Here is a 21,469-nt window from a genome sequence, read left to right as displayed (position 1 = left end):
GCTCGTGAAAACCGCCATGCGCGGCTTTGTCGCCGTATATGCGTTTGTCCTAACGAAAAAGCCGGGCTGAACCCGGCTTTTTCAAGATCGTCGAAATGATATCTGGTTATTGGGCAGGCGCCGGTGCCGGTGCGGCCGGAGCCGGTGCAGCGGGAGCGGCTGGCGCCGCCGGCTTTGCCGGTGCGGCCTCAGCCGGCTTGGCGGGCGCCGTCGCATCGGCGGCGGCCCCTGGCGCCGGCAGCGGCTTGGGATTGTCCGAAAGCGTGCGCAGATAGGCGATGACGTTGGCGCGGTCCTCGTCCTTGGGCAGACCGGCGAAGCCCATGGCCGTGCCTTTCACGAATTTCTTTGGCGAGGTGATGAAGTGGTTGATGTTGTCGTAGGTCCACTTCTCGGTGCCGCCCTTGGAGAATTCCTTCATGCCGGCCGAATAGGCGAAGCCTGCATGTTCGGCGACGGGGCGGTCGACGAGATCCCACAGATCGGGGCCGACCTTGTTCGGGCCGCCCTTTTCACCGGAATGGCAGGCCTGGCATTTCTTGAAGACCGCTGCGCCCGCTTCGACATTGGCGGTCGCCAGCAGGTCGGCGATCGGCTTGGCTTCGGCAGCCGGAGCGGCCGGGCCGCCTTCGGCGGGCTCGGCGGCCTCGATGGCGAAACCGGGCTTTTCCGGGGGCGGCGAGGCAAACAGCGCATTGGACACAAGGCCGACCGAGAACACCACGAAAACGGTTCCGAGCAATCCGGCGAGCAGCTTGTTGACTTCGTTGGAATCCATACGCCCCTTGCTCCCTTTTCCGGCGGACCGAACCGTCCACTCCGTCCGTCGGTATCGAGACCTGCCCTCCAGAGCCGGTCAAATCGGGCGGAAACTAGGTCTTTTGCTCGGGCGTTGCAACACCTATAAGGGCGCTTCCAGTGAGACCTTTTGCCACTTTTCCCTTCCACTTTTGAGACGCCTGTCGCTTGCGATGTCCACGTTGATCCTGATCCCGGCCCGCATGGCCTCGACGCGCCTGCCGGGCAAGCCGCTTGCTGACATCGCGGGCGCGCCGATGATCGTCCATGTCGCCCGCCGCGCCGCCGAGGCCGGCCTCGGCCGAGTGGTGGTGGCGACCGACACGCAAAGCGTGGCGGAAGCGGTGCGCGCGCATGGTTTCGAGGCCGTGATGACGCGCATGGACCACGAATCGGGTTCCGACCGCATCTTCGAAGCGTTGACGATCCTCGATCCTGCAAGAAAGGTCGAAACGATCGTCAACGTTCAGGGCGACCTGCCGACCATCGATCCCGATATAATCGGCGCTTCGCTCAGGCCTTTCGAGAATGCGGCCGTGGATATCGCCACGCTCGGCGTCGAGATCGTCCGCGACGAGGAGAAGACCAATCCGAACGTCGTCAAGATCGTCGGTTCGCCGCTCTCCGGCACGCGGCTGAGGGCGCTTTATTTCACCCGCGCCACCGCGCCATGGGGCGAAGGGCCGCTCTATCATCATGTCGGCCTCTATGCCTACCGCCGCGCCGCGCTCGAGCGCTTCGTCGCGCTGAAGCCGTCACAGCTCGAACGTCGCGAGCGGCTGGAGCAGCTGCGGGCGCTGGAGGCCGGCATGCGCATCGATGCCGAGATCGTGCGTTCGCTGCCGCTCGGTGTCGACACGCCCGAAGACCTCGAACGCGCCAGAACCATCCTTTCGACCTGAGACATCCCTTCGAACCCGAGACCCCTTTGAACCGAGACTTGGCCCATGCCTGAAAAGACCAACAGAATATCGTTCCAGGGCGAGCCGGGCGCCAATTCCGACACCGCCTCCCGCAACGTCTATCCCACGATGGAGCCGTTGCCGTGCCCGACCTTCGAGGACGCGTTCAATGCCGTCGAGACGGGCAAGGCCGATCTCGCCATGATCCCGATCGAGAACACCATTGCCGGGCGCGTCGCCGACATCCATCACCTTTTGCCGGAGTCGAAGCTGCACATCGTCGGCGAATATTTCCTGCCGATCCATTTCCAGCTGATGGTGCTGCCGGGCGTCAAGCGCGACGAGATCAAGACCGTGCACAGCCATATCCACGCGCTTGGCCAGTGCCGCAAATACATCCGCAAGAACGGCTGGAAGGCGATCGTCGCTGGCGACACGGCTGGCGCCGCCAAGCTGGTCTCCGAGGTCAAGGACCGCACGATGGCCGCTCTGGCGCCGGCTTTGGCAGCGAAGCTCTACGGGCTCGACATCATCGAGGAGAATGTCGAGGACACCGACAGCAACGTCACGCGCTTCGTCGTTCTGACCAAGAACAAGCAGTGGGCCGAACGCCCCTCGGCCGACGCCAAGATGATGACGACCTTCATTTTCCGCGTCCGCAACGTACCGGCCGCGCTCTACAAGGCGATGGGCGGCTTCGCCACCAACGGCATCAACATGACCAAGCTGGAGAGCTACCAGCTGGGAGCTTTCACGGCGACGCTGTTTTACGCCGACATCGAGGGCCATCCCGACGATCCGCTGGTCAAGCTGGCGCTGGACGAGCTTCGCTTCTTCTCGCGCGAGGTGCGGATCCTTGGCGTCTATCCGGCCAGTGAGTCACGCGAGCAGTGGAAGGTGGCGGACTAAATCACCGCGCCGAGCGGCACATAGTCGATTTCGAGGAATTTCTCGACTTCCGGAATCCAACGATCGCGCACGAAGGCGACATGGTCGGGATGATCGTTGTACCTCGTATAGGCGGCCTGATCGGCGAACTCCATCGAGAAGCCGAACTGGTAGTCGTTCTTGGGGCTGACCTGCCGCAACTGTTCGAAATGCGTGACGCCCCGGATCGCCGAGAGGATTTTCCTGGCGTCGACGAGAAACCGCTTTTCCTCCAGCGAGTGTGGCGCATGCTTCAGCGTGAAGACGACGGTGTGACGGATCATTTGTCTCTCCTGGAATGTCTTTCAGTATTCGCGGGCATTATTCGGCATCGACCCAGGCGCGGATAAGATGGTGCGCGATGGCGCCTTTCGGCGGCGTGATCAGATTGCCGGGATGCTCCCTGGCAAGCATCAGGCGCACTTCGTCGCGGGCAAACCAGCGGCAGTCCTCCAACTCGTTGAGGTCGGCCTGGATGTCTTCATTGAGCGGCTCGCCGAAGCAGCCGATCATCAGCGAATAGGGAAACGGCCAGGGCTGGCTGGCATGGTAGACGACACGGCCCAGCCTTATGCCGGCCTCCTCCAGCGTTTCGCGGCGCACCGCTGCCTCGATCGTTTCGCCCGGCTCGATGAAACCGGCAAGGGCCGAATACATGCCCGGCGCGAAATGCCGGCCGCGCCCAAGCAGGCATTTCTCCCGCGTCGTCGTCAGCATGATCGCCACCGGGTCGGTGCGCGGAAAATGTTCGGTACCGCAATTCGGGCAATGCCGCTTGTAGCCGCCCGCCCGCATCTGTGATTCGGTACCACACTTGCTGCAGAAACGATGGCTTGCATGCCAGGCGAGCAGGGCAGCACCTTGCGCCATCGCGCCGGCGGCCGCTTCATCGATCAGCCCTTGCATGTAGACCGATCGGTAGTCGATCGCCTTGATGGTTTCGGGCAGCTGTTCGGCATCGACGCCGGCCGGCACGGCCAGCACGGGTCCTTGTTCGGAAAAGCCGAGCAGGACGCCGTCGGCAAGCGAAACCTTGAAGGGCTGGCTCTCGGCGACGCCGAACCAGGGGTCGAGACTGCTGTTCCCGAGCTTCAGGTAGAGCCGGCCGCCATTCATCAAAAGCAGCCGCGTCGTCGGATCGGCCAGCGCCTGGTCGACCGAATCGTCGGCGCGGTTCTCGGATTGCCGGTCGATCGTGTTGCCGGCAAAGCCGACGAACTGGCTCGGCTCGCGCAAGGGCGCGTCAAACAGGCGAAAGCTCATGCGGACTCTGGTGCTTTGGGATGGACATGTCTTGGGATGAACACAGGGGAAGGCTTATAGCGCCGCCCTTATCGTTTCGGCAAACCGGCGCAGGTCGGAACGCTTGTAGGGCTCGCGCAGGCCGTGCCCCCACACCGGGCCGGGCCAGCCGGGATCGCCTTCCGAACGTGCGATGACATGGATGTGCAACTGGCGCACGATGTTGCCGAGCGCGCCGGTGTTGATCTTGGTGCAGCCAGTCGCCTTCTTCAGCGCTTGCGCCACCATATTGGTCTCGAAGGTCAGCATTGCCTGGTCGAGCGGGGTCATGTCGTGGATTTCCTCCGCGCCCGGCCGCTGCGGCACAAGCAGCAGCCATGGCCAGCGGCGATCGTTCATCACCCGCAATTCGCATAGCCCAAGCCACATCAACTGCTCGCTGTCCGCCTCCAGCCGGGCATCCAGCGTGAATCCGGCCTTCAGGCCCGGCAGCATCGGCGTTTCCCTTACGTTTCGTGTTTTTTTCAACCGCATAAACGCTAGAGCGGCGGCACAGGGGCTGCAAGCGAATCATTATGCCCCTCACGGTTTGGTGTGCCAATTCTCGTGCGCACTTGCATTTCATCGCCGAATTGCCGATATGGGAAGCGGGAGGTTGGTGGTGGACGATCCACTCGCCAACCGGGTCAGGTCCGGAAGGAAGCAGCCCTAACGAGCCCGGAACGGGTCATTGTTCCAGCCTCCCACCTCATCGGCCCCTCTCGCGACATTGACGACGCATTGCAGCGCGAGCGAGACTATGCGCAGGAATCGGCCGCCTTAGGGCGCGGCCATTTGGAGCTTTACGGGCGAATGAGCGAAGCCGGAAATTCGGGACCAGAAAGCCTGGAGAATGGCAAGGCCGTCGCCTATCGCGTGCTGGCGCGCAAGTACCGTCCCTCGAATTTCTCCGAGCTGGTCGGCCAGGAGCCGATGGTGCGTACCCTCACCAACGCCTTTGCCACCGGCCGCATAGCCCAGGCGTGGATGCTGACCGGCGTGCGCGGTGTCGGCAAGACCACGACGGCGCGCATACTTGCACGGGCCCTGAATTACAAAACCGCCGATATGGACCAGCCTTCGGTCGACCTTGCCGTGCTCGGCGAGCATTGCCAGGCAATCATGGAAGGCCGCCATGTCGACGTCATCGAGATGGATGCCGCCTCGCACACCGGCATCGACGATATCAGGGATATCATCGAGCGCGTGCGCTACGCACCGGTCTCGGCCCGCTACAAAGTCTACATCATCGACGAAGTGCACATGCTTTCCACGCAGGCCTTCAACGGCCTGCTGAAGACGCTGGAAGAGCCGCCGCCGCACGTCAAGTTCATCTTCGCCACCACCGAGATCCGCAAGGTTCCGATCACCGTCCTGTCGCGCTGCCAGCGTTTTGACCTGAGGCGCATCGATGCAGGTGCGCTGGTCGCCCACCTCTCCTCGATTTCGGCCAAGGAAGGCATTTCGGTCGACGACGACGCGCTGGCTATGATCGCGCGCGCGGCCGAAGGCTCGGCCCGCGACTCGCTCTCCATCCTCGACCAGGCGATCGCGCACGGCGCCGGCTCCGTCAGTGCCGATGCCGTACGGGCGATGCTCGGGCTCGCCGACCGCGCCCGCATCGTCGACCTGTTCGAACATGTGATGAAGGGCGACGTGGCGGCGGCATTGGCCGAATTCCGCACGCAGTACGACACCGGCGCCGATCCGGCCGCCGTGCTGATCGATCTTGCCGAGTTCAACCACCTCGTCACCCGGCTGCGTTTCGTGCCGACGGCAATCGAGGATGCTTCGCTGTCCGAGGGCGAGCGGCAGCGCGGCGCCGATTTCGCCAGGACGCTGTCGGTCAGGGTGTTGTCGCGGACATGGCAGATGCTGCTCAAGGGCATTCCCGAGGTGCAGTCCTCCAACCGGCCGGTCAGTGCCGCCGAGATGGTGCTGATCCGGCTGGCGCATGCCGCCGACCTGCCGACGCTGGACGAGGCGCTGAGATCGCTTGAGGGCGCGGCACCGGTTCAAAATGGCGCGACGCGCCCGAATGGAGCGCCAGCAGGTTCTGGCAATGGCAGCGCCAGCGCCAGCGCGGTGGCGCAGACGCGCATGCCTGCCGGACCGGGCGGTGCGCAGACCATGCGGCTGGTCGAGGCGGCGCCTGCTCCCGTCGCCTTTGTCGCGCCACCGCAACCGGTGCTGGAGACGCAGCAAATACCGCTGAAATCGCTGGCCGACATCGTTGCCCTTGCCGACGCGCAGCGTGACATCGCCTTCAAGGTGTTGGTCAAAAGCTGCATCCGTCTCGTGCGTATCGAGCCCGGCCGTATCGATGTCGGCCTGACCAGCGACGCGCCCAAGATGCTGCTCAACGACCTGACGACGAAGTTGCGCGCCTGGACCGGGCGCAACTGGCTGGTCTCGCTGTCGAAGGAGGAGGGCGGCCAGACCCTTGCCGAAATGGAATCGACCAAGCGCGAGAATGCCTTCCTCGATGCCAAGAGCGACCCGACCGTCGCCGCCATCCTGGCGCGCTTTCCCGGTGCGAAGATCATCGACGTGCGCATTCCCGACGCGCCGGAAGCCGAGACGGCTGAAGCCGATTTGCCGGTCGAACCGCCGGCGGACGACGACGAGACCTGATCCCAGCAAGTATTCGCAAAGGACCCGACCATGAAAGATCTTCTCGGCCTGATGGGCAAGGCGAAGGAAATGCAGGCCAAGTTCCAGGCCATGCAGGACGAGATCGCCACGCTGGAAGCATCCGGCCAGGCCGGCGGTGGCCTGGTTAACGTGACGCTGACCGGAAAATTCGAGATGAAGTCGCTGAAGATCGACCCGTCCTTGTTCAAGGAGGACGATGTCGAGATCCTGGAGGACCTAGTTCTCGCCGCCCACAATGACGCCAAGACCAAGGTCGAGCAGATCATGCAGGAAAAGACCAAGGCGCTGACCGCGGGACTGCCGATCCCGCCAGGAATGAAACTGCCCTTCTAGCGTTCAGTGGCGGCACGCCATGACCGAAGAGCCGTCCGAAAGACTGATCGAGCAGCGTATCCGCAACCGGATCTACGAGATTCTGGAAATCCTGGCCGATTGCGATGCGGGCGTCGATCTCGTCGGCATCAAGGGTTATTTCGATCTGTTCGAGGATTTCGTGCATCGCCCGTCGATCGAGGCCGGCACATCGGCGCTTTCGCGGGACGAACGCGCGATCGTGCTGGAGATCGCTGAATTCCTCGAGGCGGCCTGCGAGACAAATCCGGACTTCACCAAGGCTGAGTTCATCGAGAGCGATTGGCCGGGAAAGATCGCTCCCGCGGCCAGGAACGCGCGGGAATTGTTCCTCGAGAGAGGGCTGTTTTCCGAGAAAGTCGAAGAGGTCGAGCCTGGCCAGCCACCCGCAGTGCCGGCCGCGCGCTAACCGGGAAAAACCATGCATTTGTGCCCATTTGGCAACAGTGCCTCATTAATAACGTTTTAGCCATCATTTTGCCTGAAAGTGTCTCATTCTTGCCGCAGCCTGGGGGCGGGCATCGAAGTGAGAGGGTTACCTGTTGATTGCCATGCGATGGAAGACGCCGCTGTTGCTCGGCGTCGTTACGTCTCCCCTGTTCTTGGCCGCTTGCAGTCAGACCACTTCGCACGGCATGTCCGTGGCAAGCCTGACTGACGCCATAACGCCGAGTTTCCTGAGCTCGCGGGCCTACAGCCACACGCCGAAGGACAAGGAATGCCTGGAGAGGGCGATGTTCTTCGAGTCCAACCGGTCGAGCCGCGACGGCATGATCGCGGTCGGCACTGTGGTGATGAATCGGCTGCGCTCCGGCAACCACGGCAGCACCATCTGCGAGGTGGTGGGCGAGCGCGGGCAGTTCGCGCCCGGCGTCATGACCCGGCCAATGAATTCGCGGGCGATGCCCGATGTCGAGGAAGCCGCCGACGCCGTGCTCAAGGGCGAGCGCAAGGCCAAGCTCAAGAACACGATGTATTTCCACACCGCCGGGCTGCGGTTCCCCTACAAGAACATGCACTACACCATGGTTGCCGGCGGCAATGCCTTCTACGAGAAGCGCGGCCGCAACTGGCAGCCGCTGCCGGATGAGCCGACCGTCGCCATCGCCTCGGCCGCGACGCCAGCCCCCGTACCTGCCGTGCTTGTCGCTTCCGCGGACCCGGCGCGTCCGGCCAAGACGTCTGTCCGTGCCGCTCCGGCGCAACAGGCCTTTATGACTGCCTCGGTCGAACCGGCACATCAGCCCAAGACGGCGACCGCCCGCACCGCCCCTGCCCAGCAGGCTTATGTGACCGCATCTGCTGCGCCGGCGGCAAAGTCGGCGCGCGTCTCGGCCAAGCCGATAGTGGTGGCGATGCAGGAGCCGATGGAAGAACCCGATGCCGCCCGTTTTGGCGGAACGTTGAACAAAAGGGTCATCAGCTCGGTCCAGAACGCGCCGCAGGAGGCGTCGATGGGGTTCCAGTCGACGCCGGACGACACCGACGCCATCGGCGCGATGATCGTCAGCCAGAGCCGGCCGCTCGAAGCCAACTGATCGCACTCCAGGGTCCGCCAGCGCAATATGGCGGGTCTTGCCGATGCTGGATGTTCCAAAGCGCTCTGAAAAATCCTGGAACGGTTCACCGTTTCGTGGAAACGGTGAACTGTTCCCACTTTTCATTTTGACGCAATTCCGGACGGAAAACCGCTTCGCACTTTTCCTGGAATTGCTCTAGATCAGAGCGATGTCCAAGCGAATCGCCGGTCCCGAGATCGAACGCCTGATCCAGCTCCTGGCCAAGGTGCCGGGGTTGGGTCCGCGTTCGGCCAGGCGCGCCGCGCTTCATCTGATCAAGAAGAAGGAGCAGCTGTTGTCGCCGCTCGCCGCCGCCATGGGCGAGGCGGCCGAAAAGGTGCGCATCTGCTCGACCTGCGGCAATGTCGATACGTCGGACCCCTGCATGATCTGCACCGATCCGCGCCGTGACGCCGCTACCATCATCGTCGTCGAGGACGTTTCCGACCTGTGGGCGCTCGAACGGGCGGCGGCGATGAATGTGCGCTACCACGTGCTCGGCGGTACGCTGTCGCCGCTCGACGGCATCGGCCCCGACCAGCTCAACATCCGCTCGCTGATCGACCGCGTCGCCGGTGGTGAGGTCAAGGAGGTCATCATCGCCGTCAACGCGACGGTGGAGGGCCAGACGACCGCGCACTACCTCACCGACCAGCTGTCCGGCTTCGACATCAAGGTGACGCGGCTCGCGCATGGCGTGCCGGTTGGTGGTGAACTCGACTATCTCGACGAGGGAACGCTGGCCGCGGCGCTGCGCTCGCGGACGGCGTTTTGACGCAATTGGCGGGCAGGGGATGCAGATGGTTCCTGCTTTTGTGAAATCGACCCTCGTCTTTCTCTGCCTCGCCTTCGCGGTGACGGTCTCGACGGCTCCGGCGTCAGCCGCCAGGATCGAAGATCAGTTCCGCGCCTGGCTGCAGAACGACCTGTGGCCGCAAGCCAAGGCGAAAGGCATTTCCAAAAAGACCTTCGATGCCGCTTTCGATGGCATCAAGCCCAATCTGAAGCTGCCCGACCTGGTGAAGCCGGGCGAGAAGGCGACGACGCCGCAGAAGCAGCACCAGGCTGAGTTCGGCTCACCCGGCGCCTACTTCGCCGAAAAGACCATTGGCGCCGTCACTGCGGGCGGCCGCGCGCGCGAAGCCACCAATGCCAGGACACTTGCCGCAATCGAAAAGCGCTATGGCGTGCCGGGCGAAGTGTTGCTGGCAATATGGGGCCGCGAGACCGGCTTCGGTGCGGCGAAGATGCCCTACGACGCCTTCGAGGTGCTGGGCACCAAGGCGTTCATGTCGACCAAGAAGGATTTCTTCCGCACCGAGCTTCTGGCCGCGCTGGAAATCGTCGAACGCGGGCTGGCTCCGGTCGGTGCGATGAAATCGTCCTGGGCCGGTGCGCTCGGCCAGCCGCAGTTCATGCCGACGTCGTTCCTGAAGCATGCGGTGGATTTCGATGGCGACGGCCGCGCCGACATCTGGAACTCGACACCGGACGTGCTGGCCTCGATCGCCAACTACCTCGTTCACTATGGCTGGGTGAGGGGGCGCGGCTGGGGCTTCGAGGTGACCGTTCCGGAGACCGTCTCCTGTTCGCTCGAAGGTCCGGACCAGGGCAAGAAGATTTCCGCGTGGGCGGCGATGGGCATCAAGCGCGTCGGCGGAAAAGCATTTCCGGCGAGCGAACTGAAGGCCGAGGGTTTTCTGCTGATGCCGGCCGGGCGCAGCGGGCCGGCCTTTATCGCGACGCCCAATTTCTACGTGCTGAAGGAATACAACACCAGCGATCTCTACGCGCTGTTCATCGGCCACGGCGCCGATCGCATCGCCCATGGCGACGCCAATTTTGCCGGCAATTGGGGCGCGGTCGGCGGGCTTTACCGCTCCGACATCGCAGCCCTGCAGCGGGCGTTGGAAGCCAAGGGCTACGATGTCGGCAGCGCTGACGGCCTGCCCGGCTTCAAGACCCGCCGGTCGATCGGCGAATGGCAGGCTAAGAATGGTCAGGCCGCCACCTGCTTCCCCGACGCAAGTCTGGTCGCGGCGCTGAAATAGCCCCCGAAATTAGCAGATTTTTCCCGATCTGCGGCCGCAATTGGCTGGCATGTGCATCGACACGCCATGCCCCATTCTGGTCCAATGCACTGTCCTGCGAATGCCCGTTGCCGGCTGACAGGCTGCCGGATAGGGTGTTGACCAATTGGACAAAAACCACGACGGTAAGGGGTTAGAGGGCCATCGTCTGGCTCCGACAAGAATTCTGCAACCCTGAGCCGGGAACTCAGGTCAACAAACCAACAAAACAGGGAACGATCACCATGATGATGGAAAAGTTTGCTCTTCGCTCGCGCACCTTGCTTGCGGGCGCGGCGATGTCGGCGCTGCTCATTGGCGCGGCACCTGCCTTCGCTGTCACGCCCGCCGACACGCTGGTCGAGGGCTTCGCCATCGACGACATCATCTCCATGGATCCGGGCGAGGCGTTCGAACTGTCGACCGCCGAGGTCACCGGCAACACCTACGATCTGCTTGTCCGTCTCGACCTCGGCGACACCTCCAAGGTCAAGGGCGACCTCGCCGATAGCTGGAGCGTCTCCGACGACGGCCTGACGTACACGTTCAAGCTCAAGCCCGGCCTGAAATTCGCCTCGGGCAATCCGATCACGGCGGCCGACGTCGCCTATTCGTTCGAGCGAGCCGTCAAGCTGGACAAGAGCCCGGCCTTCATCATCGACCAGTTCGGCATAAGCGGCGACAACGTCGCCGAAAAAGCCAAGGCCGTCGATGACACCACCTTCCAGTTCGTCGTCGACAAGGCCTATGCGCCGAGCTTCGTGCTGAATTGCCTCTCGGCAACCGTTGCTTCGGTGGTCGATGCCAAGCTGGTCAAGGAACATGTCGCGGCAGTCACGCCGAGCGCCGACTACAAATGGGACAATGATTTCGGCAATGCCTGGCTGAAGACCGGCTATGCCGGCTCCGGCGTCTTCAAGCTGCGCGAATGGCGCGCCAACGAGGCTGTCGTGCTGGAGCGCAACGACAATTACTACGGCGAGAAGGCCAAGCTTGCCCGCGTTATCTATCGCAACATGAAGGAAAGCTCGGCCCAGCGCCTGGCGCTTGAAGCCGGCGACATCGACGTTGCCCGCAACCTCGAGCCGAACGACCTCGATGCCATCGCCAAGAACGCCGATCTCACCACCACCAGCGCGCCCAAGGGCACCGTCTACTACATCAGCCTCAACCAGAAGAACCCGAACCTGGCCAAGCCCGAGGTTCGCCAGGCGTTCAAGTATCTCGTCGACTATGATGCGTTGAGCTCGACCATCCTCAAGGGCATTGGCGAGATCCACCAGACCTTCCTGCCCAAGGGCGTTCTGGGGGAACTGGACGAGAATCCGTTCAAGCTCGATGTCGCCAAAGCCAAGGAACTGCTGGCCAAGGCCGGCCTGCCTGACGGCTTCAGCGTAACCATGGACGTACGCACCGGCCAGCCGACGACCGGCATGGCGGAATCGATCCAGCAGACACTGGGGCAGGCCGGCATCAAGCTGGAGATCATCCCCGGCGACGGCAAGCAGACGCTGACCAAGTACCGCGCCCGCAACCACGACATCTATATCGGCCAGTGGGGCCAGGATTATTTCGATCCGAACTCCAACGCCCAGACCTTTGCCTCGAACCCGGACAATTCGGATGAAGGCAAGACCAAGACGCTCGCCTGGCGCAATGCATGGGACATTCCGGACCTGACCAAGGAGACGGAAGCGGCTCTGCTCGAGAAGGATTCGGCCAAGCGCGCTGCAACGTACCAGGACCTCGAGAAGAAGATCCTCGACACCAGTCCCTTCGTCGTTATCCACCAGCAGCTGGAAGTGGCCGGACTGCGCAAGAACCTCAAGGGCTTCGCGCTCGGCCCGAGCTTCGACAGCAACTTCGTCGGGCCGGTCTCGAAAGAGTAACGCCCGCGGACGCGCCGCATGAGTGCGGTTGAAAACGAGGGCGGGCGCGGCAGCGCCCGCGCCGTCGCCCTTGCATCATTCGTTGGCCGCTTTCTGGTCATCGCGATCACGACCTATCTTGGTCTTCTCGCGGTCACCTTCTTCATTGGCCGGGTCATCCCGATCGACCCGGTGCTGGCGGTGCTCGGCGACCGGGCACCGGCCAATGTCGTCGAGCGCACGCGCCGCGAAATGGGTCTGGACCTGCCGCTGATCGAGCAGTTCTACATCTATGTGAAAAGCGCGCTGAATGGCGATTTCGGCACCTCGGTGCTGACCACCAATCCGGTCATGACCGACATTCGCCGCGCCCTTCCGGCAACGACGGAACTGGCGACGCTGGGGACATTGATCGGTGCTTTGTTCGGCGTGCCGCTTGGCGTGCTGGCCGCGGTCAAGCGCGGCAGCCTCATCGACCAGATCGTGCGCATCATTGGCTTGATCGGTTACTCCGTTCCGATCTTCTGGCTCGGGCTGCTGGCGCTGGTGCTGTTCTACGCCAAGCTGCAATGGGTCGCCTTCCCGGCGCGGCTCGACGTCGTCTACGAATACACCTTCACGCCGATCACCGGCTTCTATCTGCTCGACTCTGCGATGCAGGGACAGTGGGACGTCTTCTATGATGCCTTTCGCCACATCATCCTGCCGGCCTCGCTGCTCGGCTACTTCTCGCTCGCCTATATCAGTCGCATGACGCGCTCGTTCATGCTGAACGAGCTGTCGCAGGAATATATCGTCGCGGCGCGCGCCAAGGGCCTGTCGGAAACCCGCATCATCTGGGGCCACGCGCTGCGCAACGCCGCCGTGCCCATGGTGACGGTGATCGCGCTGTCCTATGCCGGGCTGCTCGAAGGTTCGGTGCTGACCGAGACCGTGTTCTCCTGGCCGGGCATTGGTCTCTACATCACCAATTCGCTGCAGAACGCCGACATGAATGCCGTTCTAGGCGGCACCATCGTCATCGGTTCGGTCTTCATCGGCATCAATCTCCTGTCCGACCTGCTCTACCGCGTGCTCGATCCGAGGACCAAGACAGGATGAGCGCCGAGACTATCCAGAGCCGTCGCGACTGGCTGCTCAGCGAGCGGCCGGCGTCGCGCATGCAGGCAAGGCTCGGCCGCGCCTATGTGGCGTGGCGGCGCTTTTCCGCCAACCGGCTGGCCTTTCTCGGCCTGCTCATCATCATCGCATTGCTGGTCGTTGCCGCGCTTGCCGGCGTGCTGGCGCCCTATTCGCCGACTTTCGGCGATCTCAAGAATGCAAGGTTGCTGGCGCCGAGCGCCGAGCACTGGTTCGGTACCGATGACCTTGGCCGAGACATCCTTTCGCGCATTCTCTACGGCTCGCGCTGGACGCTTTATGTGGTCATCCTGGTCGCCATCATCGCCGCACCCATTGGCCTGCTCGTCGGCACCGTCGCCGGCTATGCCGGCGGCTGGACCGATGCCGTCCTGATGCGCATCACCGACATCTTCCTCGCCTTCCCCAAGCTGATCCTGGCGCTCGCCTTCGTCGCCGCCCTTGGACCCGGAATCGAAAACGCGGTACTTGCCATCGCCATCACCTCCTGGCCGCCCTATGCCCGCATCGCGCGCGCCGAAACGCTGACCGTGCGCAATTCCGACTACATCAAGGCGGTGCAATTGATGGGCGCCTCACCCTTCCGCATCGTGCTGCGCCACATCATGCCACTCTGCATCTCCTCGCTGATCGTCAGGGTGACGCTCGACATGGCCGGCATCATCCTCACCGCCGCGGGTCTCGGCTTCCTTGGCCTCGGCGCGCAGCCGCCACTGCCTGAGTGGGGCACCATGATCGCTTCGGGCCGCCGCTTCGTGCTCGACCAGTGGTGGGTGGCCGGTGCGCCGGGCTTCGCGATCCTCATCGTCAGCCTTGGCTTCAACCTGCTTGGCGATGGCCTGCGCGACGCGCTCGATCCCCGCAGTGGTGACCAATGAGCACGCAGCCAAAGGGTACGCTTCTTGACGTCGACGATCTGCGCGTCACCTTTCCGACCCGCACCGGGCTGATCGAGGCGGTGCGTGGCGTCTCCTTTTCGCTCGGCCGCGAGCGGCTCGGCATCGTCGGCGAATCCGGCTCGGGCAAATCGCAGACCGGCCGCGCCATCATGGGCCTGACGCCGCCGCAGGCCAGGATATCGGCCAACAAGCTCGCCTTCGACGGCATCGACCTGCTCGCCGCGTCGCCACGCGAACGCCGGGCGCTGCGCGGAAAACGCATCGCCATGATCCTGCAGGATCCGAAATATTCGCTCGACCCGGTGATGAGCATCGGCCGCCAGATCGTCGAGACGCTACGCACGCATGAGAAGGTCGGCAAGGCCGAGGCGCGCGACCGCGCGCTGGCCATGCTGGAGGCGGTGCAGATCCGCGACCCCGCCCGTGTCTTCGACCTGCATCCGCATGAAGTGTCCGGCGGCATGGGCCAACGCGCCATGATCGCCATGATGCTGATCGCCGGACCGGAAATGATGATTGCCGACGAGCCGACTTCGGCGCTCGACGTCACCGTTCAGCTCGACGTGCTCGGCATCCTGGACCGGCTGGTGAGCGAGCGTGGCATGGGGCTGATCTTCATCTCGCACGATCTGCGCCTGGTCTCGTCCTTCTGCGACCGCGTCATCGTCATGTATGCCGGCAAGGTGGTCGAGCAGCTCAAGGCGTCGGAACTCGGCCGGGCCCAGCACCCCTACACGCGCGGCCTGCTCAACTGCATGCCCAGGATCGGCTTCGAACGGCATCCGCTGCCGGTGCTCGACCGCAAGCCGGAGTGGGCGGCATGACAGCAGCGATTGCCATCGACGGGCTGGAAGTGATCTTCGACCGGTTTCGCGCGTTGAAGGGCGTGAGCCTCGAAGTCAGGTCAGGCGAATCCTTCGGCCTTGTCGGCGAATCCGGCTCCGGCAAATCGACGCTGCTGCGGGCCATCGCCGGCCTCGCGCCGGTCGCTTCCGGCAGCATCACCGTCAATGGCAAGAAGCTTGGGCCACGTCGCGACAAGGCCTTTTACCGCGAAGTGCAGATGGTCTTCCAGGATCCGTACGGCTCGCTGCACCCGCGCCAGACCGTCGACCGCCTGCTGCAGGAGCCGCTCGCCATCCATGGTTTTGCCGACGGCGAAAAGCGGATCCAGCGGGCGCTCGATGAGGTCGGTCTCGGCAACGGCTTCCGCTTCCGCTATTCGCATCAATTGTCGGGCGGCCAGCGCCAGCGTGTGGCGATCGCGCGTGCCCTGATCCTCGAACCGTCGATCCTGCTGCTCGACGAGCCGACCTCGGCGCTCGATGCCTCGGTGCAGGCCGAAGTGCTCAACCTGCTGGAAGAGGTTCGCCGGCGGCGTAAGCTGACCTTCCTGATGGTCAGCCACGACCTCGCCATCATCACCCATATGTGCGAGCGGCTGATGGTGATGCAAAGCGGCGAGGCGGTTGAGAATCTGACGGCGGCCCAACTTGTCGCGCACCGCGTGACAGAGGATTATACGCGCAACCTGTTACGAGCCAGCGAGGGTTTCGTCCGCACGGCTTGAGCGGCTTCAGGCCGCTCCGTCTTCCGCCAAGACATCGCTGTGCGTACCTTCACCGTGCTGCCCCGGCTTCGGCTCCTTGATCCGGAACCACGTCACGTAAAGCGCCGGCAGGAACAGTAATGTAATCGCGGTGCCGGCGATGATGCCGCCCATCATGGCATAGGCCATCGGGCCCCAGAACACCTCGCGGGCGATCGGGATCAGCGCGAGGCTGGCGGCGGCCGCCGTCAGCGCTATCGGGCGCATGCGGTGCTCGGTGGCTTCGATGACGGCCGCCCAGCGGTCCTTACCCTCGCGCACCAGATCCTCAATCTGCACGATCAGGATGACCGAGTTGCGGATCAGGATGCCGATCAGCGCCAGCACGCCGAGGATGGCGACGAAACCGAGCGGCGCGCCGCTCGGCACCAGTGCCGCCACCACGCCGATCAGCCCGAGCGGCGCCACCGCCACGACCAGGAACAGGCGCTGGAAGCTCTGCAACTGCACCATCAGGATGGTCGCCATGATGAACAGCATGAGCGGCACCACGGCCGCGATCGGCCCTTGGCTTTTGGCGCTTTCCTCGACCGAGCCGGCGGTGGCGATCGAATAGCGCGGCGGCAGCTTGGCGATGAAGGCGTCGACCGCGGGCTTCAGTTCGTTGACCACGGTTGCCGGCAGCACGTCGCCGACCAATCCGGCGCGCACGGTGATCGTCGGAATGCGGTCGCGCCGCCACACCGTTGGCTGTTCGAGCTCGTAGCGGAAATTGGCCACCGCGGCGAGCGGGATGGATTCGCCCGTGCCGGTCGGCAGCTGCATGTTCTGCAACGTTCCGATCGAGCCGCGCTCGGCCTCGCGCGAACGGGCCACGACATTGATCAGGTAGGTGGCGTCGCGCACTTGGGTGATGGTGGCGCCGCCGACCGTGCTGTTCAGTGCGCTGGCAATGTCGGAAGAGGTGATACCGAGCTGGCGCGCCTTGTCCTGCAGCACTTCGACCCTCAGCACACGCTGCGGCTCGTTCCAGTCGAAGGTGGGTGCTGCCAGCTTCGGATTCGCGGAAATCACACCGGAGAACTGTTGTGCCAGCTCCCGCACCGTCTGGATATCGGGGCCGCCGACGCGGTACTGCACCGGGCGCCCGACCGGCGGCCCGAGTTCGAGCGGCTTGACGAAGGCGTCCGTGCCGACGAACTCCTCGCGCAGCAGCCTTTCCAGCGCCGGCTTGACCCGGTTGCGCGCCTCGATGCTCTTGGTGACGATCACGGTCTGGCCGAAATAGGGATTGGCCGGCTGCACGTCATAGGCCAGCACGAAGCGCACCGCGCCCTGGCCGATATAGGAGCTGAAATGGTCGATATCGGGATTGCCGACCAGCGCCCGCTGCTCGAAGCGTTCCATCTGGTCGCGGGTCTCGGCGATCGATGAGTTCTGCGGCAGGTTCCAGTCGACGATCAGCTCCGGCCGGTCGGAGGGCGGGAAAAACTGCTGCTGGACGAGGCCGAAGCCGGCGATCGAGGCGGCAAACAACAGCACCGTGGCGATGATGGTCAGCCAGTGATGGCGCACGGAGCCGATCAGGACACGCCGGAACAGCGATGTGAAACGGCCAGGCTGGTCGTGATGTTGCTGCTTCATGGTCGCCGGCAGGATGGTGACGCCGAGCAGCGGCGCGAACAGCACCGCGACGATCCATGACACCAAGAGCGACACCGCGATGACGACGAACAGCGTGAAGGTGTATTCGCCTGCGGCGCTGTTGTTGAGGCCGATCGGAATGAAGCCGGCGACCGTCACCAGCGTGCCGGTCAGCATCGGGAAGGCGGTCGAGGTGTAGACATAGGTCGCCGCCTTGCGCAGATTGTCGCCAACCTCCAGCCGCGCCACCATCATTTCGACCGCGATCATGGCATCGTCGACCAGAAGGCCGAGCGCGATGATCAGCGCGCCGAGCGAAATGCGCTGCAGTGAGATGCCGAGATAGGCCATGACCGTGAAGGTGATGGCCAGCACCAGCGGGATCGACAGCGCCACCACGAAGCCGGCGCGCATACCGAGGCTGATGAACGACACCGCGAGCACGATGGCGACCGCCTCGAACAGAGCGCGCGTGAAGCCGGAGACGGCCTCCTCGACGATGACAGGCTGGTCGGCGACCAGATGCACGCCGACGCCGATCGGCAGGTCGGCCAGAACCTTGTTCATCTCCTCATGGAGGGCTTCGCCGAATTGCAGCAGGTTGGCGTTGGGCCTCATACCTATGGCGAGCCCGATCGCATCCTCGCCGTTGAAGCGGAACAGGGCCGTCGGCGGATCGACATAGCCGCGGGAAATCGTCGCCACGTCGCTCAGCCGGAAGAAGCGGTCATTGACGCGCAGATTGATGGCGCGAAGGCTGTCCTCCGAGGTGAACTGGCCGCCGACCCGCACGCTGATCCGTTCCGGCCCCGACTGGATGACGCCCGACGGCGTTATCGCGTTCTGCGCCTGCAAGCTGGCCACGATCGCCTGCTGATTGAGGCCAAGGGCCGCGATCTGGCGGGTCGAGAATTCGAGATAGATCGCCTCGTCCTGCGCGCCGACGAGATCGACCTTGCCGGCATTGGGCACGGTCAGGATTTTTGTGCGGACATCCTCGACATAGTCGCGCAATTGGCGCGGGGTCAGCCCGTCCGACGTGAAGGCGTAGATGTTGCCGTAGACATCGCCGAAGCGGTCGTTGAAGAACGGTCCCTGCACGCCTTGCGGAAACTGCCCCTTGATATCGTTGACCATGTTGCGCACCTGAATCCAGTTCGGCACGACATCACGCGCCCTGGTGGTGTCCTTCAGGTTGACGAAGATGACGGTCTGGCCGGCGGTGGTGACGGATCTGGTGAAGTCGAGGCTGTCGAGCTCCTCGAGCTTCTTCTCGATGCGGTCGGTCACCTGCTGCAGGGTCTCCTTGACCGACGCGCCCGGCCAGTTGGCCTGGATGATCATCGTCTTGATGGTGAAATTGGGGTCTTCCTCACGGCCGAGATTGAGGTAGGAGAACACGCCGGCGACGACGAAGACCAGCATGAAATACCAGACCATGGAGCGGTGGCTGAGCGCCCAGTCGGAGAGGTTGAAGCCTTTCACGTGGCCCCTCCTTCGAGAATCCTGACTTTTTGTCCCTCGGCCAGGCTATGTACGCCGGCGGTGATGACGCGCATGCCGGCCTCCAGTCCTTCGGCGACGGTAAAGGTGGCGGCGCCCTTGGCGGCAACCTTGATCTCGTGCGCGCTGACGCTCGATGTCTGCGGATCGACGATCCACACTCTGTCGGAGCCGTCCTTTTCGAGCAGCGCCGACAGCGGCAGTTCGATCGTCGGCGCCACCTTGGTCATGCGCGTCGCGGTCACCGTCGAGCCGAGCCTGAAGGCCTGCGGCGGATCGATGAGCGTCAGCCGGACGCGGCGGGTGCGGGTCGAGCCCTCGGCCTGGGGCGCGATCTCGCGCAGCTTGGCCTGGGTCTCGATCGTCGGCAGCGATTGAAGGATGACCTGGAACGGCGTGCCGGCTGTCAGATCATCGGTCAACTGGTCGGGAATATCGACCACCGCCTCGCGCAGATCGGAGCGTGCCACAGTGACGACAGTCTGGCCCGCCGAGACTGTCTGCCCGACCTCGGCGCCGGTAGCGGTGACGACGCCGTCGAAATCCGAGAACAGTCTGGCATAGCCAAGCTGCTCCTGCGACTTGGCAAGCGCGGCCTTGGCCCGCTCGACGCCGGCCTCGGCTGCCTTGCGCGCCTGTTGTGCGGCATCGAAGACGGCCTGCGAGGTGTTGGCGGCGGCAAGCAGCTGGCGTTGGCGTTCCTCGCTGGCGGCGGCGTTGGCGAACTGTGCCTCGGCATTGGAAAGTTCCGCGCTGGCCGCCTGGACGGCCAGCTCCAGCGCGGTCGGGTCGAGCGCGGCGATCGTCGTGCCCTTGCTGACGATGTCGCCGACCTTGACGTCGCGCGAGACCACCCGGCCAAGCAGGCGGAAGGCCAAGTCTGCACTGTACTGTGGCTCGACCGAGCCGGCGAAGCCGAAGGTCTGGGTGGTGCGCGGTTCGACCACGACCGACAGCACCGGCCGGACGATCTCCGGCGGTGGCTTTTCATCCGACTTCGAGCAGCCGGCGAGCGCGCCAAGCGCGAACAAGCCAAGCAGGATGCGCGGCAGCCGGTTCATTGGCCCGCTCCCGATATCTCGACCGTCTGTCCAGGGCTGAGCAACTGTCCGCCTGATGTAACGACGCTTTGGCCTTCGTCCAGCCCCTTGGCGATCACGACCGTGCCCGATTCAAAAGCCAGCACCTCGACCGGCGTCGTGGTCACCGCCTTGGTCGCGGGGTCGACCACCCACACCGCCGGATTGCCGGCGCTCGACGTCAGCGCCTGCCAGGGCAGCAGGACAGCCTTCGTCGGCTTGGCGCTGACCGAGCCGATGACCGCCGCCCCCAGCGGCATGCCGGCGGGCGTGTCGGGAATGCTGACCTTGACCCGGATCGAACCCGAAGCCGGATCAACCACCGGCGAGATTTCGCGGACCTTGCCCATCGCCTTGACCTGGGGGTCGGACAACAGCGTGATCGTCACCGCCGGAGAGGCCGGCGCCCTGGCGACCAGAGTTTCCTGGACGTTGAACACCGCGTCGCGGTCGCCGTCCTCGGCGACGGTGAAGACGGTTTGCGCTGCTTGCACCACTTGCCCCGCTTCGACCTGGCGGGCGGTGATCACGCCCGCGGCCCCTGCCTTGAGTTCGGTGAAGGACAGGTTCTGCTGAGCGTTGGCGAACGCGCTCCGCGCGGCATCGACGCTGCCTTGCGCCACCTTCAGCGCCTGGTCGGCCGCGTCATAGTCGCGCCTGGTGGTGAACCCCTGGGCCAGAAGTGTCTTCTGCCGCTCGAAGGCGGCGGCGGACTGGGTCAACTGCGCCTGCGCGGCGTCGAGGTCGGCCTGCGCCGACCGCAAATCGGACTCCTGCTCCCGCGGATCGAGGCGGGCGAGCACGGCACCTTGATCGACATGCTGGCCGACATCGACAAGCCGCTCGGCGACGCGGCCGCCGACCCGGAACGACAGATTGTTCAGCGTGCGCGCGGCGATCACCCCGGTCAGCGAGGTTCGCGGCGCAAAGTTGGCGATCGCCACCGTCTCCGTGCGCACCATCACCGGCAGCTTTCTTGCTGCCGCCTCCTGCTTCTGGCAGCCGGTCAGCAACATCGCGGCCGTGCAGGCAAAAATTGCCGAGGCGGCAGGAAAAGACAAAAGGCTGGAAGCTTTGACCGATGGCGGCGAGACGGACGATGTCGCGTTCCTGCTCATGGGCTCCCTCAGCCGCGGGCCGATCGCGATGCCTCGCGGACAATCGGGAGGATAATCGATCCTCGGAAAAAGAAAACCGGTCTCGCACGCGTATCGCCCGACTGGTTAAGGGCGTGCCGAAGCCGCA

General features: G+C 64.1%; 21 protein-coding genes and 1 other RNA gene. 15 read left to right on the top strand and 7 right to left on the bottom strand.

Annotation, left to right across the window (positions count from 1 at the left end; all coding sequences use genetic code 11):
* Positions 1–106: 106 nt before the first annotated feature.
* On the bottom strand, positions 107–778 hold the full coding sequence (locus AC56QQ_RS33855) for a c-type cytochrome (protein WP_489859246.1): 672 nt from the start codon (positions 776–778) through the stop codon (positions 107–109).
* A gap of 193 nt (positions 779–971) precedes the next feature.
* Here AC56QQ_RS33855 and AC56QQ_RS33850 point away from each other — a divergent pair, with 193 nt between their 5' ends.
* Both AC56QQ_RS33850 and AC56QQ_RS33845 read left to right on the top strand, forming a co-directional pair.
* A complete protein-coding gene (locus AC56QQ_RS33850; protein ID WP_497124897.1) occupies positions 972–1,700 on the top strand; it encodes a 3-deoxy-manno-octulosonate cytidylyltransferase in 729 nt (242 codons plus the stop codon).
* A 45-nt stretch (positions 1,701–1,745) separates the two neighbouring features.
* Positions 1,746–2,609 carry a prephenate dehydratase gene (locus AC56QQ_RS33845; RefSeq protein ID WP_489859248.1) on the top strand — a complete coding sequence of 288 codons (864 nt, stop codon included), beginning with the start codon at positions 1,746–1,748 and terminating at the stop codon, positions 2,607–2,609.
* Here AC56QQ_RS33845 and AC56QQ_RS33840 read toward each other — a convergent pair.
* Genes AC56QQ_RS33840 through AC56QQ_RS33830 form a run of 3 tightly spaced genes read right to left on the bottom strand, consistent with a single transcriptional unit; the run spans position 2,606 to position 4,364 of the window.
* Positions 2,606–2,911, bottom strand: a complete 306-nt coding sequence (locus AC56QQ_RS33840; RefSeq protein ID WP_256748981.1) for a Dabb family protein — start codon at positions 2,909–2,911, stop codon at positions 2,606–2,608. The genes AC56QQ_RS33845 and AC56QQ_RS33840 overlap by 4 nt on opposite strands.
* A gap of 37 nt (positions 2,912–2,948) precedes the next feature.
* Positions 2,949–3,890 (bottom strand): NAD(+) diphosphatase, encoded by a 942-nt coding sequence (gene nudC, locus AC56QQ_RS33835; protein ID WP_497124896.1) that lies wholly within the window; start codon positions 3,888–3,890, stop codon positions 2,949–2,951.
* Positions 3,891–3,944: 54 nt separating this feature from the next.
* Entirely contained in the window at positions 3,945–4,364 is a 420-nt protein-coding gene (locus AC56QQ_RS33830) for an HIT family protein (RefSeq protein ID WP_091584565.1), read from the bottom strand.
* 155 nt (positions 4,365–4,519) lie between these two features.
* On the opposite strand from AC56QQ_RS33830, the gene ffs reads away from it, so the two are divergent.
* The 12 genes from ffs to AC56QQ_RS33770 all read left to right on the top strand — a co-directional run bounded on the left by ffs (position 4,520) and on the right by AC56QQ_RS33770 (position 16,019).
* An RNA gene (gene ffs, locus AC56QQ_RS33825) (signal recognition particle sRNA small type) lies at positions 4,520–4,616 on the top strand.
* 105 nt (positions 4,617–4,721) lie between these two features.
* Positions 4,722–6,542: a DNA polymerase III subunit gamma/tau gene (locus tag AC56QQ_RS33820; RefSeq protein WP_497124895.1), complete on the top strand. Its 1,821-nt coding sequence runs from the start codon at positions 4,722–4,724 to the stop codon at positions 6,540–6,542.
* A gap of 30 nt (positions 6,543–6,572) precedes the next feature.
* Positions 6,573–6,896, top strand: coding sequence for a YbaB/EbfC family nucleoid-associated protein (locus AC56QQ_RS33815; protein ID WP_013527931.1), 324 nt, complete (start codon positions 6,573–6,575; stop codon positions 6,894–6,896).
* Between the two features lie 19 nt (positions 6,897–6,915).
* Complete coding sequence (locus tag AC56QQ_RS33810) at positions 6,916–7,323, top strand: hypothetical protein (protein ID WP_497124893.1); 408 nt, start codon at positions 6,916–6,918, stop codon at positions 7,321–7,323.
* 133 nt (positions 7,324–7,456) lie between these two features.
* The gene (locus AC56QQ_RS33805; protein ID WP_497124891.1) at positions 7,457–8,452 is read left to right on the top strand and encodes a cell wall hydrolase; all 996 of its coding nucleotides are present in this window, start codon (positions 7,457–7,459) and stop codon (positions 8,450–8,452) included.
* A gap of 190 nt (positions 8,453–8,642) precedes the next feature.
* Positions 8,643–9,248 (top strand): recombination mediator RecR, encoded by a 606-nt coding sequence (gene recR / locus AC56QQ_RS33800; RefSeq protein ID WP_091584573.1) that lies wholly within the window; start codon positions 8,643–8,645, stop codon positions 9,246–9,248.
* Positions 9,249–9,273: 25 nt separating this feature from the next.
* Positions 9,274–10,524 carry a lytic murein transglycosylase gene (locus tag AC56QQ_RS33795; protein ID WP_497124890.1) on the top strand — a complete coding sequence of 417 codons (1,251 nt, stop codon included), beginning with the start codon at positions 9,274–9,276 and terminating at the stop codon, positions 10,522–10,524.
* A gap of 263 nt (positions 10,525–10,787) precedes the next feature.
* On the top strand, positions 10,788–12,431 hold the full coding sequence (locus AC56QQ_RS33790; protein ID WP_489859254.1) for an ABC transporter substrate-binding protein: 1,644 nt from the start codon (positions 10,788–10,790) through the stop codon (positions 12,429–12,431).
* Positions 12,432–12,449: 18 nt separating this feature from the next.
* Positions 12,450–13,511 (top strand): ABC transporter permease, encoded by a 1,062-nt coding sequence (locus tag AC56QQ_RS33785; protein ID WP_497124889.1) that lies wholly within the window; start codon positions 12,450–12,452, stop codon positions 13,509–13,511.
* Positions 13,508–14,428: a nickel transporter permease gene (nikC, locus tag AC56QQ_RS33780; protein WP_497124888.1), complete on the top strand. Its 921-nt coding sequence runs from the start codon at positions 13,508–13,510 to the stop codon at positions 14,426–14,428. The genes AC56QQ_RS33785 and nikC overlap by 4 nt, the downstream gene beginning before the upstream one ends.
* Positions 14,425–15,273, top strand: coding sequence for an ABC transporter ATP-binding protein (locus AC56QQ_RS33775; protein WP_489859257.1), 849 nt, complete (start codon positions 14,425–14,427; stop codon positions 15,271–15,273). Before nikC ends, AC56QQ_RS33775 begins: the two co-directional genes overlap by 4 nt.
* Positions 15,270–16,019, top strand: a complete 750-nt coding sequence (locus AC56QQ_RS33770; RefSeq protein ID WP_497124886.1) for an ABC transporter ATP-binding protein — start codon at positions 15,270–15,272, stop codon at positions 16,017–16,019. The genes AC56QQ_RS33775 and AC56QQ_RS33770 overlap by 4 nt, the downstream gene beginning before the upstream one ends.
* A gap of 6 nt (positions 16,020–16,025) precedes the next feature.
* Here the strand turns inward: AC56QQ_RS33770 and AC56QQ_RS33765 are convergent, their stop codons facing one another.
* The 3 genes from AC56QQ_RS33765 to AC56QQ_RS33755 are packed head-to-tail and all read right to left on the bottom strand — an operon-like array spanning position 16,026 to position 21,168.
* Positions 16,026–19,127 (bottom strand): efflux RND transporter permease subunit, encoded by a 3,102-nt coding sequence (locus AC56QQ_RS33765; protein WP_497124885.1) that lies wholly within the window; start codon positions 19,125–19,127, stop codon positions 16,026–16,028.
* Positions 19,124–20,206 (bottom strand): efflux RND transporter periplasmic adaptor subunit, encoded by a 1,083-nt coding sequence (locus tag AC56QQ_RS33760; protein WP_497124883.1) that lies wholly within the window; start codon positions 20,204–20,206, stop codon positions 19,124–19,126. The genes AC56QQ_RS33765 and AC56QQ_RS33760 overlap by 4 nt, the downstream gene beginning before the upstream one ends.
* On the bottom strand, positions 20,203–21,168 hold the full coding sequence (locus AC56QQ_RS33755) for an efflux RND transporter periplasmic adaptor subunit (protein WP_497124881.1): 966 nt from the start codon (positions 21,166–21,168) through the stop codon (positions 20,203–20,205). Before AC56QQ_RS33755 ends, AC56QQ_RS33760 begins: the two co-directional genes overlap by 4 nt.
* Here AC56QQ_RS33755 and AC56QQ_RS33750 point away from each other — a divergent pair.
* On the top strand, positions 21,155–21,397 hold the full coding sequence (locus AC56QQ_RS33750; protein ID WP_497124880.1) for a hypothetical protein: 243 nt from the start codon (positions 21,155–21,157) through the stop codon (positions 21,395–21,397). The genes AC56QQ_RS33755 and AC56QQ_RS33750 overlap by 14 nt on opposite strands.
* Positions 21,398–21,469 lie beyond the last annotated feature (72 nt).

This window comes from Mesorhizobium sp. RCAM 05099, assembly GCF_059683685.1.
This window is presented reverse-complemented; position numbering and strand designations above follow the sequence as displayed.